Annotated in this window: 17 protein-coding genes and 1 tRNA gene; 10 read left to right on the top strand and 8 right to left on the bottom strand. The window is 57.0% G+C overall.

Annotated elements, in window-relative coordinates:
* From JWQ61_RS01055 to JWQ61_RS01030, 6 genes are all read left to right on the top strand, one after another.
* Window positions 1-1,139: hypothetical protein (locus tag JWQ61_RS01055; protein ID WP_304358876.1), on the top strand; the 1,139-nt coding region annotated here is incomplete at its 5' end.
* Between the two features lie 114 nt (window positions 1,140-1,253).
* Complete coding sequence (locus tag JWQ61_RS01050) at window positions 1,254-2,201, top strand: cupin-like domain-containing protein (RefSeq protein ID WP_304358875.1); 948 nt, start codon at window positions 1,254-1,256, stop codon at window positions 2,199-2,201.
* A 20-nt stretch (window positions 2,202-2,221) separates the two neighbouring features.
* Window positions 2,222-2,989: an AraC family transcriptional regulator gene (locus JWQ61_RS01045; RefSeq protein WP_304358874.1), complete on the top strand. Its 768-nt coding sequence runs from the start codon at window positions 2,222-2,224 to the stop codon at window positions 2,987-2,989.
* A gap of 40 nt (window positions 2,990-3,029) precedes the next feature.
* Window positions 3,030-3,485 carry a DUF962 domain-containing protein gene (locus JWQ61_RS01040; RefSeq protein WP_041742254.1) on the top strand — a complete coding sequence of 152 codons (456 nt, stop codon included), beginning with the start codon at window positions 3,030-3,032 and terminating at the stop codon, window positions 3,483-3,485.
* Window positions 3,485-4,501, top strand: a complete 1,017-nt coding sequence (locus JWQ61_RS01035; protein WP_304358873.1) for a 2-dehydropantoate 2-reductase — start codon at window positions 3,485-3,487, stop codon at window positions 4,499-4,501. Before JWQ61_RS01040 ends, JWQ61_RS01035 begins: the two co-directional genes overlap by 1 nt.
* Window positions 4,502-4,622: 121 nt before the next feature.
* Window positions 4,623-4,880, top strand: coding sequence for a hypothetical protein (locus JWQ61_RS01030; RefSeq protein ID WP_304358872.1), 258 nt, complete (start codon window positions 4,623-4,625; stop codon window positions 4,878-4,880).
* Window positions 4,881-5,292: 412 nt separating this feature from the next.
* On the opposite strand, the gene JWQ61_RS01025 is transcribed toward JWQ61_RS01030, so the two are convergent.
* Window positions 5,293-5,460 (bottom strand): hypothetical protein, encoded by a 168-nt coding sequence (locus tag JWQ61_RS01025; RefSeq protein WP_304358871.1) that lies wholly within the window; start codon window positions 5,458-5,460, stop codon window positions 5,293-5,295.
* Between the two features lie 259 nt (window positions 5,461-5,719).
* Here JWQ61_RS01025 and JWQ61_RS01020 point away from each other — a divergent pair, with 259 nt between their 5' ends.
* Window positions 5,720-6,010: a PsiF family protein gene (locus JWQ61_RS01020; RefSeq protein WP_304358878.1), complete on the top strand. Its 291-nt coding sequence runs from the start codon at window positions 5,720-5,722 to the stop codon at window positions 6,008-6,010.
* Window positions 6,011-6,160: 150 nt separating this feature from the next.
* On the top strand, window positions 6,161-6,640 hold the full coding sequence (locus tag JWQ61_RS01015; RefSeq protein ID WP_304358870.1) for a surface-adhesin E family protein: 480 nt from the start codon (window positions 6,161-6,163) through the stop codon (window positions 6,638-6,640).
* 80 nt (window positions 6,641-6,720) lie between these two features.
* On the opposite strand, the gene JWQ61_RS01010 is transcribed toward JWQ61_RS01015, so the two are convergent.
* Window positions 6,721-8,364: a diguanylate cyclase gene (locus JWQ61_RS01010; protein ID WP_304358869.1), complete on the bottom strand. Its 1,644-nt coding sequence runs from the start codon at window positions 8,362-8,364 to the stop codon at window positions 6,721-6,723.
* 111 nt (window positions 8,365-8,475) lie between these two features.
* On the opposite strand from JWQ61_RS01010, the gene JWQ61_RS01005 reads away from it, so the two are divergent.
* Window positions 8,476-8,550, top strand: a tRNA-Arg gene (locus JWQ61_RS01005).
* A gap of 470 nt (window positions 8,551-9,020) precedes the next feature.
* Here JWQ61_RS01005 and JWQ61_RS01000 read toward each other — a convergent pair.
* From JWQ61_RS01000 to JWQ61_RS00975, 6 genes are all read right to left on the bottom strand, one after another.
* Window positions 9,021-9,344 carry a hypothetical protein gene (locus JWQ61_RS01000; RefSeq protein WP_304358868.1) on the bottom strand — a complete coding sequence of 108 codons (324 nt, stop codon included), beginning with the start codon at window positions 9,342-9,344 and terminating at the stop codon, window positions 9,021-9,023.
* 11 nt (window positions 9,345-9,355) lie between these two features.
* Window positions 9,356-10,483: an ABC transporter permease gene (locus JWQ61_RS00995; RefSeq protein ID WP_304358867.1), complete on the bottom strand. Its 1,128-nt coding sequence runs from the start codon at window positions 10,481-10,483 to the stop codon at window positions 9,356-9,358.
* Window positions 10,480-11,664 carry an ABC transporter permease gene (locus JWQ61_RS00990; protein WP_304358866.1) on the bottom strand — a complete coding sequence of 395 codons (1,185 nt, stop codon included), beginning with the start codon at window positions 11,662-11,664 and terminating at the stop codon, window positions 10,480-10,482. Before JWQ61_RS00990 ends, JWQ61_RS00995 begins: the two co-directional genes overlap by 4 nt.
* The gene (locus tag JWQ61_RS00985) at window positions 11,661-12,704 is read right to left on the bottom strand and encodes an HlyD family secretion protein (RefSeq protein WP_304358865.1); all 1,044 of its coding nucleotides are present in this window, start codon (window positions 12,702-12,704) and stop codon (window positions 11,661-11,663) included. The genes JWQ61_RS00990 and JWQ61_RS00985 overlap by 4 nt, the downstream gene beginning before the upstream one ends.
* A gap of 2 nt (window positions 12,705-12,706) precedes the next feature.
* Window positions 12,707-14,047 carry a TolC family protein gene (locus JWQ61_RS00980; protein ID WP_304358864.1) on the bottom strand — a complete coding sequence of 447 codons (1,341 nt, stop codon included), beginning with the start codon at window positions 14,045-14,047 and terminating at the stop codon, window positions 12,707-12,709.
* 558 nt (window positions 14,048-14,605) lie between these two features.
* Window positions 14,606-15,025, bottom strand: a complete 420-nt coding sequence (locus JWQ61_RS00975; RefSeq protein WP_304358863.1) for a hypothetical protein — start codon at window positions 15,023-15,025, stop codon at window positions 14,606-14,608.
* 1,286 nt (window positions 15,026-16,311) lie between these two features.
* Here JWQ61_RS00975 and JWQ61_RS00970 point away from each other — a divergent pair.
* Window positions 16,312-18,084, top strand: a complete 1,773-nt coding sequence (locus JWQ61_RS00970; RefSeq protein WP_304358877.1) for a CocE/NonD family hydrolase — start codon at window positions 16,312-16,314, stop codon at window positions 18,082-18,084.
* Window positions 18,085-18,086: the final 2 nt, after the last annotated feature.

The raw sequence follows: 18,086 nt of genomic DNA, 5'->3' as shown, positions 1-18,086 counted from the left end.
TGCAATCGACCCTGGTCTACCTCGACGACAAATACAAGAAAGCGGATTACGACGACAGCGATGAAAGAAACGGCATCCGCGAGCGCCTGCGGATTATCGAAGACAGTTACGCAACCACGGTGCAGACCGTCAGCGACCAGGAGTATGACAGGAAGATAGCCGCTTATTCCGATCTGCTGGCAATCCGGTCCATGCTCGCCAGCAGGCCCTATTACGCCAAATATACGGATTTGCCGGATCGCTATCTTGAGGTCGGCTTGCGGGAAAACCTGGCCGGCCAGTATTACCTGAAAGCACGGGCGGCGGCCGCCGCCAAGGATGACCGGATGGCAGCCGTCAGCTATGCAGCGTCTTATGACGCCTACCAGAAATATGGCGAGTTCAAGGACGCCAGGAAACTGGCCGACAAGTACAAGTATGCGGCGGACAGCAAGGATGCCGCCAGCTATTACCAGCAGGGGACCGAGCTGGCGGCGAATAATCCGCAGCGCCGCAAGGCGCTGTACCGCGACGCCAGCCTGGCTTTTTTCAACGCCTACGACATCTACCGCCAGCACGGTCCTTACAAGGATGCGCAGCCGCTCTCCGACAAATACCGCAACATGGGCGCCGTGGTGCTGCAAATCAGCAGCAATGAACCGAACAGCGAGATCACCAGGAGCGTGCTGGCATTGTTCGACCTCGGCTTCACCCGCTTTCAATACCAGGGCGGCGGTGCTGCCGACCTCGGCATGTACCTGAATACCTCTTACGTTTACCAGCCGCCCAAGTACCGGCAGTATGTAGAGGCGATGAGCGAGAACGTGGAATATAAAAAAGCCGACGGCACCACTGCGGTGCGCACCTATCGCTTCAACCGCAAGGTGGTCGAAGAAGCCAACGCCATGCAGATCATCCTCGACCTGTCCGTGACCAGGGTGCCGCCGCTGGACCTGCGCTATAACGAGGTCGCCGAAAGCCGTCGCGCGACGATCAGCTATTATGGCGACGTGCCCGGCAACGGCCGCTACGGCTACCGTACCGAAGGTTACCTGATGGACCGCGACCAGCTGTGGCGGGCAGCCCAGGCGCAGCTGATCAACCGCCTCAACAGCGACAACCGGATCAGGATGATCCAGGACGATATACGCAACTTCTAAAGAATAGTCTGGCCGGAAGATTTCCGGCTCATCCTGCTAAACTGTGGAACCCTTGCCGCGGGGTTTTTCCCCGATTTTTATTCCAGCTTCTTAATTGTCTATCACTTCGCGCCTATGACTTCGATCCGCGGTCCTTCCTTCCAGCTAGTCGACCAGATCGATGCCGAGCAGCTGCAGCGCGACGGCGGTTTCGGCGCGCGCACCCGGCCTTTACTGGTCAAGGGAGCGTTGCGCAACTGGCAGGCGCAGCAAAACTGGTCGTTCGAACAGATGGCGGCGCTGCGCTACAAGAATGGTTCCGAACCGCAGGTGAAATTCCAGAACGGCCTGGTGGAGCAGGGCCAGACCCGGCACCGGCCGGTGATGCCGGTCGGCCCCTATCTGCAGGAACTGGCGGCGCTGGCCAAACGGGCGTTGCCGGACGATGTCGGCCTGCTGCCGGACCGGCGGCGGCGCCAGCTGGCGGCGGGCGAACGGTTTTTTCTCGACTGGTCGCACATGCAGTCGTTCCAGCCCGACCGCATGTACCTGGCGCAGTGGAATATCCTGGATGAATTCCCGGCGCTGCGCCATGATTTTTCGATCAAGGACCTGTGGCCGGGCTGGCGCTGGACCTGGGAATATGTATTCATGGGGCCGGCCAATACGGTCACCGGCCTGCACTACGACTTCCCGCACAACTGGTTTTGCCAGGTGCGCGGCAGCAAGGAGTTCATCCTGTTCCCGCCTGAGCAGACGCCGCACATGTGCATTTCAGAGAAATACGACTGGGGTGCGATCCTGAGCGACATCAATATCTCGCAGCTGGACCGGCAGCCCGACAAACTCAAGGAATTTGAAAAAACACAGGGCCTGTATGCCCGGGTCGAGGCGGGCGATGCGCTGTTCATTCCCAAGCACACCTGGCATGCGGTGGTGGCGCTGGAGCCGTCGATCAGCCTCGGTGTGTTCGGGCTGACCGCGCCCGAGGTGCTGTTTGGCGGCGTGCCAAACGAGATCAAAAACGTGTTCCACAAGATGCACCTGTACCGCTGGGGCAATTGCACTTGCCATAAGTTCTAGCCCGGCTTGGTCAGGGCGCAATGAACCGGCAACATTCTCATCTGTTTCTCTGGCGCGGCCGGGCCCTGGTCCTCGGCCCCGGCATCGACTCCCGCTTCCACGCCCATTTCGGCACCCAATTGACCTGGGGCCTGGACGCGCCGTTCCAGGCCCGGCTGGCGCCGGATCAGCCTTGGACCACCACCCGCGCCGCCATCTTCGCTTCCAACCAGCCGCACCAGATCCATTGCGACGCGACCCAGCTGGCGCACCTGTTTGTCGAATTGCCGCAGCGCGCGCAAGGCGCGCCAAGCGTGCTGCTGGCCACCTATGACAGCGCCCCCGGGTTCGCGCAAGTGCAAGCGGGGCTGGCGCAAGCGAGGCTGGGTAGGCTTGAGCTGCCGCAGGTCGAACAACTGAGCCAACAATGGCTGGACTGCACCGCTCTGGTTGAGCCGGCGCAGCCGGGTTTCGATCATCGGATCAGCCAGGCGCTGGCGCTGATCGCCGCGCAGCCGGGGCAGGCGCCCAATGGCGCGGCATTGGCCGCCGCCGTGCATTTGTCGGCCAGCCGTTTCACCCATCTGTTCCGGCAGCAGACCGGTTTGTCGCTGTCGCGCTATCTGCTGTGGTCGCGCTTGCTGGCTGCGGTTGAGGCGGTGGGGCGCGGCGATAACATGACGCACGCCGCGCACGCCGCAGGTTTCGCCGACCTGGCGCATATGAGCCGGACCTTCCGCCATACCTTCGGCGTGGTGCCGTCGGAGCTGCAAAAGATGGCGATTGCGTTCAAGCGCGAGGAAAAATGATGGTCTAAGATGGTTGTATACAAAAAAGATGGAGACCGTCATGAACCAGCAGTCGCAACAGGCAGCAGGCCGTTCCATAGACGCCTTGCTGGCCAAATACTCCGAAAGCCACCTGAACCCGGTCAATGAAGTGATCCATTTCATTTGCGTGCCGGTCATCGTGTTCACCTTGCTGGGTTTGCTGTGGGTTATCCACCCCGCGGTGGCGCTGGCGGCGGTGCTGGCCTCCATGCTCTACTATTTTTCCTTGTCGGTGCCGTTCGCGATCGGCATGCTGCTGATGTCGGGCGCCATGCTGGCTTTGCTCTATGTGCTGCCGCCCGGGCTGGTGCTGCCGCTGTCGGTCAGCGTGTTCGTGATCGCCTGGATCGGGCAGTTTGTCGGCCACAAGATCGAAGGCAAGAAGCCATCGTTTTTTGAGGATTTGCGTTTCCTCCTGATCGGCCCCCTGTTTGTCCTCGGTTTCCTGTACCGCCGCCTGCATATCGCGTATTGATGCCTGCTGCTTCCCTGAAGGTCGCCGTCTTCGGCGCCGGCGCCATAGGTATTTATGTCGGCGCTTCGCTGCTGGCGGCGGGCGTCGACGTGGTGCTGATAGGGCGGGCCCGCATGCGCGCGCAGATCGCCAGCCAGGGTTTGCTGCTGAGCGACCTGGAAGGCCGCCAGCAACGGCTTGAAGGCGAGCATGTTCCGTATCAGGAAAGCGCATCGGCGCTGGCCGATGCCGACCTGATCCTGGTGACCGTCAAGAGCGCCGACAGCGCCGCGGCGGCGCGCGCAATCGCCGGCTACGCCAAGCCGTCGGCGCTGATTGTCAGCCTGCAAAACGGCGTCGGCAACATCGATACCCTGCGCGGCCTGATGAGCGGCTGGCAGGTGCTGGCGGCCATGGTGCCGTTCAATGTGGCGCAGATGGACGGCAATCGTTTTCACCGGGCCACTGGCGGCGAGCTGATGATTGAGGCGGACGCCAGGCTGGAGCCCTGGCTGGTGCCGTTTCGCCGGGCCCATCTGCCGTTGCAGCAATGCGAGGATTTCGCCGCGGTCCAGTGGGGCAAGCTGTTGCTGAATTTGAACAATGCGGTGAATGCCCTGTCCGGCCTGGCGCTCAAAAGCGAGCTGTCGCAACGCGCCTACCGCCGTTGCCTGGCGTTGCTGATTGACGAAGCGCTAAGTGTGCTGCGCGCTGCCGGGATTCGTCCGGCCAGGATCGCTCGCGTCAGGCCGCAGTTGCTGCCGCTCCTGTTGCGTTTGCCCGACGCCGTTTTCAGGCGGGTTGCCGCGGCCATGCTGAAAATCGATCCCGAGGCGCGCTCCTCGATGTGGCAAGACTTGCAAGCAGGACGCCTGACGGAAGTGGATTACCTGAATGGCGCGATAGTACGCCTGGCTGAATCGCTGGCGCGCGACGCGCCCGCCAACCGGCGCATCGCGGCGCTGATCCACGCCGCCGAACAAGGCGGTTTGCAGCCCCTGTCCGGCGCGGCGCTGTATCGCGCCTTGCACGTCTGAGCGCAGTCGAACCGGCAAAGTTTTCTGTAAATAACGGAACGCAAAGCGCCAGGTCTGACTCGAAACAGGGTCGTTGCAACAGAGATCGCCCTGTTAATCCAATTGCAAAGAAAGGTCCGATATGAAGAAGCTTTTAGGCGCACTGACGCTATTGCTGGCTTTTACCCCTTGGGTCCATGCGCAGAACGAACCCATGCCGCGACCCGAACCGGGCATGGGGCTGGAAGGCCATCCGGATGCCCGTAACGACAGGCGGCCCGAATCTTTTTACGACGGCAGCCGTCGGATGGGGACGCACAGCGTAATGCGTTGCAAGGATGGGACGATGCGCAAGGCGCGCACCGATGCTTGCCGCAACCATGACCGCAAGCCAAAATGAAACCCGCTGGCGACAGATGTCGTAGAGATATATAGATAAAGAATATCTGTTATCAGCCAAATAAAGCAGACACGATTGCTGCGTCGCCATATAGTTACACCTGTCTCCTCCAACACCTCCTAAGGTTTGGATTCAGCCCGCAACCGCAAGGTGAGCGGGCTTTTTTTTGCCTGTACGGATCGCGCAAAGGTATGGGCAGCCATTCGCAAAGGGAAATTTGACCCCGCTGCGAGCATTGCAGAAAAAACGATTCGAATCAAAGGCTTGGATTTTTTGCAGTGAAGTTATCAACAGGCTTGCGCACATTTTCTGTGGGTAACTCGGGTGCGTGAGGAGTTCGGCCGTTTCTGCGGACAAAAAAAGCCCCGCAGGCAGCGGGGCTGGGTCCAACCGGTTCGACAGCGTCCTGTTTTCAGAAGCGCAGGAAAGAACCGCTCAGTTTCTTGTAAGGCGCGCTCCAGACGGCCAGCACCTTGTCGAGCAGGCTTGGCTGTTGTTGAGTCGTCTTGTACATATCAGGGCGAGCTTGAGCTTGCATCGCGCGTGTTGACAGCGGCAGTGGAGGAGAGATGCTGGCCATGATATTCCCTTTCAGTTAGTCGTCTATGTTGCAGTACAGTATATGCAATCTGAAATGACTAATCCAATTTCGCTTTCACATACGAATCATACGGTTTGTGAATATCACACGGTTTTACCTGGAAGAATAGTTGCATATGCCAAGGCCGCATAAGCATATAGCTAACATATTGGCAGCCGACAATTTTCGTGCTGTAATGCAGCAAGCCGCATCGACGCAGAATAATGCGGTAACCCTCACTGTGGAAACGGAGAAAATCATGAAAAAACTGACAGGTCTGGCACTGCTCGCTTGCTGCTTTATTTTTAACCCGGCATTTGCCGCAAATTCGCAACAAAGCAAGATGGCGACATGCAACAAGGATGCGACCGGCAAGGCTGGCGACGACCGCAAAGCTTTCATGAAAGATTGCCTGAGCAAAAAGCCGGCAGCTGCGGCTCCTGCAACACAGCAAGAAAAAATGAAGTCGTGCAATGTCGACGCTACCGGCAAGAAGGGCGACGACCGCAAGGAGTTCATGAAGCAATGCCTGTCCAAACCTAAGGCATAAGACGTTCCATTCACGTATTCCCGCCGTAGCAAAAAAGCCCTGTCGCCGACGGGGCTTTTTCATTTTGTTACCAAATTGCTTCCTTATCATGGGAATTAATGTTTACTATGCAAAGTCGAAACCAAGCTTGCACTTTTTAAGGACCCACACATGAAAAAACTAGCGCTCACCCTGACTCTCGGCCTGGCTTGCGTCGCCGTCCAGGCTGCTCCCGACTGGCAATCCGTCGGTTCCAGCGATACTGCAGAGCTCAAGCTGGACCAGAATTCGATCAAGGACAACAAGGGCATCCGCGAAGCATGGTCCATGTGGAACTTCAAGGAGGCGCGCAAGAATGACGGCGACGCCAAGGTATTGCCGACTTTTAAGTCGTACCAGGATTTCACCGTATACGATTGCAAAGCCAAGACCTTGAGCCTGAAGAGAGAAATCCTGTTTGCCGACGCTGACGGCGCCGGCGCCAGGGTGGATCACAGCGACGCCCTGAAGAATTCGACCTATGCCGCACCGGCCAAGGACTCGGTCGCCGAGGTCATGATGAATTTCGTTTGCGCATTCCCTCTCGATGGCAAACCGGCTGCCGCTGCAACCCCGGCTCCAGGCCCGGCCCCAACTCAAAAAAGCAAGTAAGTAACTAACTTTCCCTTTGAGCAAACAGTCGCAGGCACTCACGCAATTTTCGCGCTGAGTCCTGCGTCATCTTTTCCGCGCTAGATGCGGAAAGGCTCCAGCGTTTCGTCGAACACAAAAAACTCGTTCTTGCCGGCCCGCTTGGCTTGATACATGGCGATATCGGCCTGCGACATCAATTGCGAAGTGGAGATGCCGCCCCCGCAGTACAGGGCGATGCCGATCGAAGTGCTGAGCTCGAATATGGTGCCGGCGATATTGAACGGTATGCCGACCGCCGCCAGCAAATGCTGGGCGACACCAATCGCTGCATTGCGGGTATCGTTCAGGTCCGTCAGCAGGATCACAAACTCGTCGCCGCCCAGGCGCGCCACGGTATCTGTGCTGCGGCGGCCGTCCAGCAGGCGTGCCGCAACCTGGCGCAGGATGGCGTCGCCGGCCTCATGTCCGTACTCGTCGTTGATCGGCTTGAAATCGTCGAGGTCGCAAAACAGCAGCGCAAAATGGCTGCCGTCGCGCTGCGCGCGCGCCATCGCCTGCTGCAAACGGTCTTCCAGCATGGCCCGGTTGCACAAGCCGGTAAGCGCATCGTGATGCGCCATGAACGCCATGCGTGCCTCGCTCTCCTTCAGCGCCATTTCCTTGTCGCGCAACCGTTCCACCAGGTAATTGAAACCCAGCACCAGGCTGCCGACCTCGTCCTGGCGCCTGATCGGCAGCGGCGCCAGCTGGCGCTTGCCGTCAGCCATTTCACGCATCGCATGCGCGGCATCCGTCAGCGGCCGCAAGGTGCGCGGCAACAGCAGCATCATGATGGTAATCATGCCGGCCACAATCAGCAGCGTATTCTTGAGATAGAAACCAAGCATGGCGTTGATCGGATGGAACACCTCCGCGGTTGGCATGCGGGCGACCACAAACCAGCCGGTGCTGGGCACCGTCACCATTGCCGACAGTTCTTCGATGCCCTTGGCATTGATGGTTATCCCGGTGCCGCGGTAACCGGCCATGGCGCGGTCGTGCAGCAGGTTGACGCCGACCGGCGGCGTCGGTTTCAGCACCATGGCCGGATCGCTGGCGCCGACGAACAGCTTGTCGGCCGGCGACACCAGCAGAAACCCGCCGCTGACGCCAAGCTGGGTTTCCTGCAGGCGGTCGAGAAAACCGGGCGTATTGAGCGCCACCACGCCCGCCAGCACCGCCACTACCTGGCGCGCCGCGTTGCGCACCGGCGCCGCCATGATCAGGATAGGTTCGCCGCTGGCGCGGCCGCGCTGCGGCCGGCCCATCACCGGAGTATCGGCCTGCAGGGCGGACTGGAACCACGCGATTCCGGAAAAAACCAGCTCGCTGCGCCCGGCCACCGTCGGATATTCCGCCAGCAAGCCGTCGCCGTTCGGCCGCACCACCAGCAAGCCGCTGTTAAACAGGGGATTCACGCGCTGCCGCTCCCCAAGCCAGATCACCAGTTTCTCGGGCTGTTGCAACAGCGCCGGCGGCAGCGCCGAACTCAGTTCAGCGATCAGCGCCTGGCGCGCCTGGACGCTATGGTCAACGTCGCGGGCGATATACGACGCAATCGATAATTGCTGGGCCGCCACCTCGTCGCGCAGCAGTCCCTGGGCGAACGGCAGCGCAAAAAACAGGCGCAGACCGATGCCGGCCACGATAATCAGGATACCGAGGCCAATCAGGCGGAACTTGATGCTTTGGAAGATCGGCATGAGGGAATCATACAGAAATCGGCCCAATTGCAGCATTTCCTGGGCGATGTGTGGCTATTTCCTCATCTTGTCCATGCAGGTTTTTGCTATACTCCTGCCTGCAATGCAAGTCTCGCCATAGTTCAATGGATAGAACGAGTGCCTCCTAAGCGCTAGATACAGGTCCGATTCCTGTTGGCGGGACCAAGTCCTTTTTCTCCAATTCCCCGTAATTGGCCGTAAGCCACGTATTTAAAGGCCTCTTGGCTTTTTGTGGCTTACCTGGAAATCTACTAAAACACGTATTTTCCCGCTTTTTACCGATACCATTTACTAAAGATTTACTAAATGGCTTCATTCAGAAAAGACGGGAACGTTTGGCGTGTTCAAATATAGGTTCGGGGGCGGCGCGACTCTGCGACATTCGCGACAAAAGCGCAGGCCCAGGCTTGGGCAGCGCGAAACCGATGCGCGAACAGAAAAACCACTGGACTTGTCACGGGAAAAACCTGTGACGACGCTTTTCGCCGTTATGAAAAAGGAGGTGTGCACACCAAGCGCGGCAAGGCATGGGAAGCGCAACGACTATCGACAATAGCCGACATGGTTGTTGAAGGTTGCAGGGTCGGCGACGTTAAATTGAGTGAGTTGCCGTCATATGATCCCCAAAGCCTTTGCTACTTGCTCAAGTAACGAAAATATGTGCCGGCTACAATGGCATAAACTATAAAAATCAGAATAACCAGCCATCGGGGCGTTGCAGCGCGACCAAATTTGATACGCATACTGAGATGGTTTATCAACAATAGAGAAAATCCCATGATGGAAACCAGAAAGGCAACCAGGCTATCGTATATTGCCCAATAGCCGGTCGATGCCAGCTTGAATCGCCACGCCCCTACAGCCATGATGGTAATGCCAATAATGAAATTCCTGGTGTGATCAAAAATGGCACTGACCAATTTCTGATCCTCAGCCAATTTATTGAGTAATCTGAACATAAGTTTCTCGGTCAAACTTCAGGCGACGATAAGTGTTCCACATGCGGACGAAATCGCCAAATAGCCAACCCGCCATACAGCAGGGTAAGCAACGCAAGATTGAGGAGAGCCGGCGTAACCTCATCCAGACCCGCTCCCATCTGGTTAATTTGCACCAGGGCATTGATGCCAGGCGTTGTCGGCAACAGCTTTGCCAGCCACACCAGCGGCAACGGCGTCGCTTCTATCGGCCAGGACAGATTGGCAAGGAAGAACATGGGTAAAGACGATATTGTCACTAACTGAAATGGTCGTTCGCGAGTGCGAATGAAGCTGCCGAGAAACAACGCAAAAGCCACTACGGCCGCAATATACAATAACCCTGCGACTGCCATTCCGCCAGGATTGCCGCCTCGCGGATAGTCTTGCAGCCATGGCATCCAGCCGTTGTAGTAAGTCAGTGAACACAAACCGATGGTAGCGAAGGCTGCGGCAATACCTGCCAAGCCTTGATACGAGAAAGTCAGTCGGCGCATCTGTTCCCGTCGGGTACCCGCCATCACGAGTATGCCCATCAGCAAAGTTTGATGCACTATCAATTGCGCCACACCTGGCACCAGGGCGCTGCCATAGCCTTCTCGCGTATTGAATAAAGGCCGCTGTACTAGCATGATGGGTGGTGGTGCAGGTGCGCCAGCGAAGCGGGCCTGTGAAGCCGCAGCTTCGCGCGCAAAAGCAGTGGCGGCTTCGGCCACGCTTTGCAATACCGAACTGGCGCGGCTAAGAAAGGCGCCGTTGCCCAGAATCGCCACGTTGCCGCGATTACCGCGAAGAATATCGCGCTGGAAGCCGTCGGCAATGACCAGCACACCTTCAGCCTTGCCACTTTCAATCAATCTGCGCGCTTCCAGGACCGAGGCCGAGGCGCCGGCCACATGCACTGTATTCATGGCATCCACGCGGCGAATCAATGCGCGGCTCATTGGGCTGTGGTCTTGATCGACTATCAAAATCGGAAAATCTGAGGCAACCTGCTTAGTGTATGCGCTGGGATAGAAGAAGGAGTACAGCACCACAGCTAAAATCATTGTCGTCATAGCGACACGGTCGCTCAGTACCGCGACTATGGTTTCCCGATATGCCGAGACAAAACGGTTCATCGCAATCCCCACGCGGCAGGGTTACGCGCAGCGCGTCCATACAGCAACAATCCAAGACCGCCGGCGACGGCGATGAACAGCAGGAGAATCAGTAACTGCGGCAATGAGTCTGTCCACGGCGTCGCAAAGTCAAGCTGTTGCGCCTGCAGCTGGACATAATGCGTGTAAGGCAAAATGGCATTCCACACACGTACGAATACCGGCGCCTCTAATACTGGGAAACTGCCACCGGAAAAGGCCAAAGATGTGCCCGCGTAGATACCCGTCAAAGAAAGTGCCGTACCCATGTTGCGTGTAGCGCCAACAAACAGTAACGCTACACCAGCGTAGGCAGCCAACATCAACAAGTAGCCAAGTAGCAGGATCAGTACGCTGCCAGTCACACCTGCGCCGCGAATGCCTGCAATCCAGGCCAGACTAAATGCGCCATACAATAAAAACAGCAGCACATAAGGAAACAACTTACCGGTTACTGCTGGCAGTATCCGGCCGTCACATACCGCCAGCCACTCTCCTGCACTGCGGTTACGCAGTTCACGGCCAATTGCACTGACCATGAGTAAACACGCCACCAAATGAAGCACGGCAGGAAAAATCAGGCCAAGCAGGAAGTGTTCATAACTGCGCGCCGGATTGCCAAGCACTGAAGTCTGTATGGCAATGGGAGCGGCACGCAGGCTACGCGGGCCGCGGATGGCTGCAGTAGCATCGAACGCTACTCGGGCGCCGAACGCCTGCACAGTCTTGGAAATCTCACCGGAAGCAGCCTGTCCCGCAGTGCGATAGCTTGCGTTGTACCAGGCAACGAGCGTTGCGCTACCGCCGCGCAGCACATCGCGGCTAGTGTTCGGGCCGATCAGTATCAATGCGTAAGCTGTGCCATTGCGTAGCGACGGCCAAGCAGCGTCAACTGAAGTTGGCTGCGATGCTATGTACAGGCCGGCATTCTCGTCAAGCATGCGGACCAGTTCTCTGCTCAGAGTGCTGCGGTCTTGGTCGACGACTACAATCGGCAGCTTGCGCGGCACACCGTCGCTGAAGAACCAGCCGAACATCACCAAGATGAGTATGGGAATCAGGGTTGCCAGCGCTAGATCCCAGCGATCACGACGCAGGTGTTCACACTCGCGCAGCGCCGAATTGGTGAACGCCTGCGCTGCAGAAAGGCGTCGGTTGTTCATCCGCGCTGCGGCCACGCAAACAGTACGCTCATGCCAGGACGGAAGTTCGGAATGGCGCGAACCGGACGTACGCGTATTTCAAAGCTTTTCACATCATATCCGGCCGATTGCCGGGTTGCACGCCAGGTAGCGAAATCGCCGGCAGGATTGATGAAATAGACCGCGAACTCGACAGCCCTCAGGCCCAGCGCCGGTACGTCACCGTGCAGTCGCTGCCCGTTCCTCAGACCATTGAACTGGTCCTCACGCAAACTGAACGCGACCCACATATTGTCTATGTCAATCACCGAAAATAATGGATAGCCTGCCGGCACCAGTTCACCGATATCCGCCATGCGCTTGTTGATTTCTCCGGCAACGGGCGCGCGACCGAGCGTTTCGTCTTCTGCAGCCTGTACCTCGGCTACCGCTCCTTCTGCTTGCCGCACTTGCGCGGCGGCGGCAGCTTTATCCTGTATGCGAGCGCCGGCCAAGGCCTGGTCGTACTGCGCCCGGGCCGCACGCTCCTGCTCTGCTGCGCTACGGGCTTGTGCCCATGCTTCATCTCTTTTCTGCTGCGTGACAACGCCTTCCTGCAGTAGGTTCTCAATGCGAGTGTAGGTAGTTTGTGCAAGAACACTACTCGCCTCTGCTCGCTTCCAGTTTGCCTGCGCGGAACGAATATCTTCTACCCGCGCGCCTTCTTTGGCCTTGCTCTCCATTGCTTGTGCAGCGACTAGCGCTGAGGTGGCTTGCACATGTTTGGCGGCGACCTCGGGACTCGCAAGTTCGAACAGTACCTGGCCGGGTGTAACGCGATCACCTTCCTTCGCCTGGAGTTTCACTACGCGGGCAGTGATCTTGGTTGAAACATTGGCGCTGTTAGCGTCGGCCATGCCTTGTACTAAATCGGTTGGATTACGAAAGGCTAGCCACAAGCCGATACCTAAGATCGCCACGACGATTAAAAAAACGACAATGACAATACGTCGTTTTTGACCCGGTCCTGGCACATCATTAGAGGTGACGGCGTTAGCGGATGAATTCTCGTTGTTGTGCATAGTCAAAGTACCTTGTCCGCTCGACGGACGTATTGATCATAAAGTCCGGATTGACCGCTGATTTCAAGCAGCTGGGCTAGCGCGATGTCGTAACTGTAGGCAGCCTTGGCGCGGTCTATCAGTGCTCCACCCAAGGTCAAGCGAGCATCTATCACATCGAGAGAGGTTGCCTGGCCTTCGCGAAAAGACAGTTCCTGCAAGCGCAGGTTTTCACCGGCCTGCGTGATTGCGCTCTCCAGCAGCAAAAACTGGCGGCGAGCGGTCTCAACATCATTCCAAGCGCGGGTCGTAGCAATGGTTATTTGGTTTTCCGCTTCCCGTAAACTAGCTTCGGCCAGCTCTTGCTGGCTACGCGACGCAATGACCTGACGCGAGCGATCTTTGTTGGACATGAAGGTGTATTTGAGGCCGATCCCTACGACCCAATCCGAATCCGTGAGCAACGCATCGCGACGGCGGAGGTCGTATTGTCCAAACAGGAACACTTGGGGCTTCCATTCTGATTGGGCGACGCGTACCCCTTGTTCAGCTTGGTCGCTAACAGCGCGCAGCCGCGCTATCTGCGGGTGTTGCAATAACGCGGCATCGCGGAACGTTCGCAGCGTATCCAACGGCGTGCTTATTACGAAGAGTGGTGTAGTTCCCTGTATCGGCGTATCGCTGTGCAACAGTTGCGCCAAGGTATCAACTACGCTATCGCGATCGTTGCTGGCTTTTTGATATTCTCGCTCACCGGTGTCGCGCGCGACGGTTGCTTGCAAGCGCTGCGCCTTGGTGATGAGTCCCGCCCGCTCCAGCTTCTGCGCATCGGCCAAGTGTGCTGTCAGACCGTCGCGAACATCGCGTCGTACAGCCAACGCTTTCTGCGCAAGCTGTTCGCCAAAATAAGCCTGTACCAGCTGAGTATTTAAAATTTGTGCCTGCTGCCGGCGTTCAGCATCGGCCTGACGCAGCGCCCCAGCCGCTGCCGCCTGCGCCGCAGGAATTTTGCCACCGGTATAGAGGGGCAAGACCACATTAAGGGACGGCCGTAAACGCCAATCACTCTCTGAAAATTGAAGTGGGCTAGAAATACCGTAGTCGGTTGCGACCGGAGCCAACGATCCGAGAGGAAGTTCAAGTGATTTCTGGAACTTCAAATAGCGCGCATCCAAGGAAATTTCAGGGAGACGCAAGCTTGCCGAGGCATCGGACAAAGCTTGCTTTCCTCGTACATTCGCAGCGCTGGCGCTAAATGCGTCAGAGACCTGATAGAGACGTTGTAAGGCTTCTGCCAAACTGTAGGTCTGAGGAAACTGTTGTTGCGCTTGGGCAGAAATACAGATCAGCGGTAATGCAAGCATGAGTAGCATTTGCGTTGTATTTCGCGGTGCGTTTACATGCCTTCGAATTCTCATTCCTCATCCACTCAATTTCCACGATAGCGCTAATAGTCGCCGAAATGAACTTAACTGTTTGTTAAATAAAGTTAAATAATGACAAGAATATTCTGGCCCCCAGTATTCGCTTCGCGGTCCTTGTAACTGCATCTGCAGTAGTACATAACTCGATTAGGCGTATTGCCGGCGCCTCGAGGCGACGAGAATGCAAATTCGTTCCAAACAATGGATGCTACGAATTTGCTACAGTAAATAGAGAGAGGTAGAGTTGGGGCGGGTTTTCAATCTCATTCCACGCCGTGAACTATAGGATGGATTGTCGTTGAGCCGGAGGTCTCAAACGTGGGCGAAATTTGGGCGAAAACGGAGACGTTTCCAGCCATCCCCAAACCTAGCCGCTTTCGCGCATCCTAGTGTCTACGCGGTCTGCGGCGGTCTGGTGTGGTTTGTAATGGTGGAGGCGGCGGGAATCGAACCCGCGCTATATTGCCTTGAAAGACCTTTGTCTGTGCTGGCCCGGTCCTATTTCCGGCGGATAGTGTAGATCGGCCTGGTTTTGTAGCCCGACGCCTGCACCTCCGACACAGAGTAGGAATACAAATTGCAGTCCTTTCCTTCGCAGCGGATGCCGACGGTGTTGGAAGCCGAGTAGGGCACGTTGAAATCTAGGAAGAACGTGGCGTCATCGGTGGCCTTGTACTTTATCGTGCCTTCAGTACCGTGACCGTCGCCGTTGCGGCCGCTCGCCAGGAAGAAGAATCCGTCGTAAGGGCCGGTGACGGTAATCGGCGGGTCCACGTCCCACTTGCCAAGTTTCAGATCCTTGCTGGCCTGGCTCAGACTGACTCCTTGGCCAATTGATAGCGTGGCTATGCAGGCGCGGCTGCTGTCATTGGGCTGGCCTGAGTGGTCAGTGCTCAATTCGCTGATTCCTTCATTCATGATTTGCTCCTGGTGATGGTTTAATGCATCAAGTGCTTCAATGTTGCCCACGCCACAGTGGAAGTTGCTAGATCCCGTATAGCCATTTGATAGTACGGGCATTGGCGTTATACAGATTTGTTGCTGGCCTAGTTGGGCAGGAGCAAGTATAGGGCCACGATCGCAGCGACAGCCCAAGAAGGTAAAGAATCTTTTATGGTTTTTCTTGCAGCTCTCTCCATTTCTTACGAATGTACGATGTATCTTTTTGATTTGATTGATAACTTGATTCCTGTTGGCGGGACCAAGTCCCTTTGCTTCAACTCCTGTCCCTTTGCTTGCAGAATTGTCCCTAGATTAGATCGAGGACGCACTAGTCAGGCCTGAATGCGACACCGCGCGATCATGCGAAGAAAAATTGGTCATCGTTGTTCTTTTTTTCTGCTATCGCTCATCACCAGAGTCCACAGCTCCTGATGATTCAATTTCACATTGCCTAGAACCAGAGTTGTTTAGCATTTTCAGTAAACATTTTAATAGCACCCGGCTATTACTTGAGAAAAAAATATTGCCTGTCCGGCCAGCGTCGCAGAGCTCCTAGCGAGTAGCCTATCTTGGCGAAAATGGAGACGATGTGCGGCGCATTGCGATTCATATCCATCGACCATCTGCACTGCCAGATCTCGTACTTTCAATGAGAATTGAATCGATTCCTGTTTTTCTATGGCTTCATTTTTTCAAAGAATGGCGCTTCCTCTGAACCCGTGCGGTTCAAAGCAATGATGCCGAGGCTTCTCGACGACCTGGCAAACAAACCGCGTTAGTACGTCTATGTACGCGCAAAGGTTATTTCGCAAATCCGTAAAAAAATATAAAAGCATGGCCCTTTTTATTTTTCAAATTGGCATAGCTAGTAGAAGTGCTGCGATGACCATTGGTGATCGACGTTGATGGGTCTTCAAATTTATGCCTCTTAGCGATGGTATCAACAGTAAAGCGGAAGATTTGTCGCCATTGACTGCCATAAAGAAATGGATTGAAAAATAAAATAGAGGATTGATATGCAGTGGAAAAAACGAGGTCCCTTGAAGCTTTTGGGGCCGTTCGTGATCGCGCTCGTCGCCGCGCCGCTTATGTGCGCTTGCGGAGGGGGTGGCGACAGCTTGTCGTCCATGTCCGCGCCCGTCGCGGAACAGCCGCCAATCGCGGCTATCGCGCCAGTCGCGCCGCCCGTTCCGTTGCCGGTTCCGGGACCGCAAACTGTGACCGAGCAGCCGGCGCCTGCGCCGATCGCGCCGCCTGTGCCGCTGCCCCAGATTGGACAACAGTTCGATAATTCACCCACAGGGACTCCCTATCCAAAGCTCGCCACACTGTACCCGGGCCATGATGGCCCGACAGTGGACGACGGCATGATTCTTCCGTGGCTCTCGTCTAAGCGTGCGCCGCTGAAGTTCACGGTGATGGTGCAGACCAGGCGCGACACCGACGGCGACGGCAAGCCTGATCGCATGGCGCTGCGCATCGTGCAGCCGGCCGAGGTGGCCGACGGATTGAAGACGCCCGTCATCGTTCGTCCTTCGCCGTATTACGGGAATCCGAACTACCTGGACTACGACACCAAGTCGCGTGGCCCTTTCCTTGGCGAGGATCAATACCTGCGTATGGGCTTCACGATTATCTATTCGGACTCGCTCGGCACCTACCAGTCTGAAGGCTGCGCGTCGATCATGGACGGCTCGGAGCGCGATGCCTCGGCGGCTGTCGTGAAATGGCTCGCGAACGATGCGGCGACAAAAGGCTTCGACGAGCATGGTGTGGAGGTGCGCGCCAGCTGGTCGACTGGGCACGTGGCGATGGAAGGTGTCTCCTATGGCGGCACCTTGCCCACGATGGCTGCGGCGACGGGCGTCACTGGACTCGAGGCCATTGTTCCGGTGGACGGCATCAGCAACGCCTACGACTACTTCGCGCGTTACAACGGTGTGGTGCCCGACGAAGATAGCTCCACTGCACTCGCGCCCTATGTGACCACGCTGACACCCAGCGCCAGAAAAAAAATGTGTGAGCCCAACCGCCTGAAGCTGGCCGCCGACGCGGACGACCTCACGCTAGCCTATAACGATTTCTGGAAAGAGCGCAACACGCTGTTATTTGCCGACAAGATCAAGGCTGCCACGTTGATTGCGCACGGGCAGAGCGACAATAACGTGAAGACCAAGAACAGTGTCCAACTGTATGACACGCTCTATCGGCACAAGAAGCCTGTGCAGCTGTGGTTCCACAGCCGCGATCATGACGATCCGGCCTGGCAGAAAGAGTGGCAAAAGCAGATATTGCTCTGGTATACGCGCTACCTGTTCGGCGTGAACAACGGCGTCGAGAAGCAGCCGACTTATGTGCGCGAAACGCCGGCGGGCGACAAGATCGCAGGCGACCTGCCGTCGCCGCCCGACGGCGATACTGGCGACACGCTGGTCGGCCATTGTGGCAGCGGACACAGCCCGAGGGACTGCATCCCGACCGGTGAGCTGCTCGTGAAGGAAGAGACTTGGCCCACGACGAACAAGGTGTCCTACTACCTGCGTGGCGACGGCACCGCAACCGGATTGCTGTTGACGCCGGTGGCCACAGACGGTGCAGTGCATGCGCCCATCGCTTTCAAGTCCACATCGAACAGCGGTACCTTCGAGACCCAGGCAATGGCCAACGCCATCCGCTTCGCCGGAACAATCAGGCTTGGCATGACCACACGCTTCAAGGCCAAAGTGGCCAATCTCAAGGCCTACCTGCTGGTCGACGGTAAGAAGGTGACATGGGGGTGGGTCAATCCGCGCTTCTACAAGAATCTCGAAAGGCCGGAGACCATCGATCTTGATACCGACTACAAGCTTTCGCTCGAGATGATGCCGCGCGATTTCACGGTGCTGCCGGGCAGCAAGATTTCGATCTATGTCCAGGGTTACAACGCTGATAGCTCGATGAGCGCGCAGCAGATCGTACTCGATGTGTCACAGACTACGCTCGAGATGCCAGTGGTACCCAGGGCCAGGGCCAGGGCGGTGATGAAGCTCAATTGAAT

Origin of the sequence: Collimonas fungivorans (assembly GCF_028292705.1) — a bacterium.
Classification (GTDB): domain Bacteria; phylum Pseudomonadota; class Gammaproteobacteria; order Burkholderiales; family Burkholderiaceae_D; genus Collimonas; species Collimonas fungivorans_B.
This window is presented reverse-complemented; position numbering and strand designations above follow the sequence as displayed.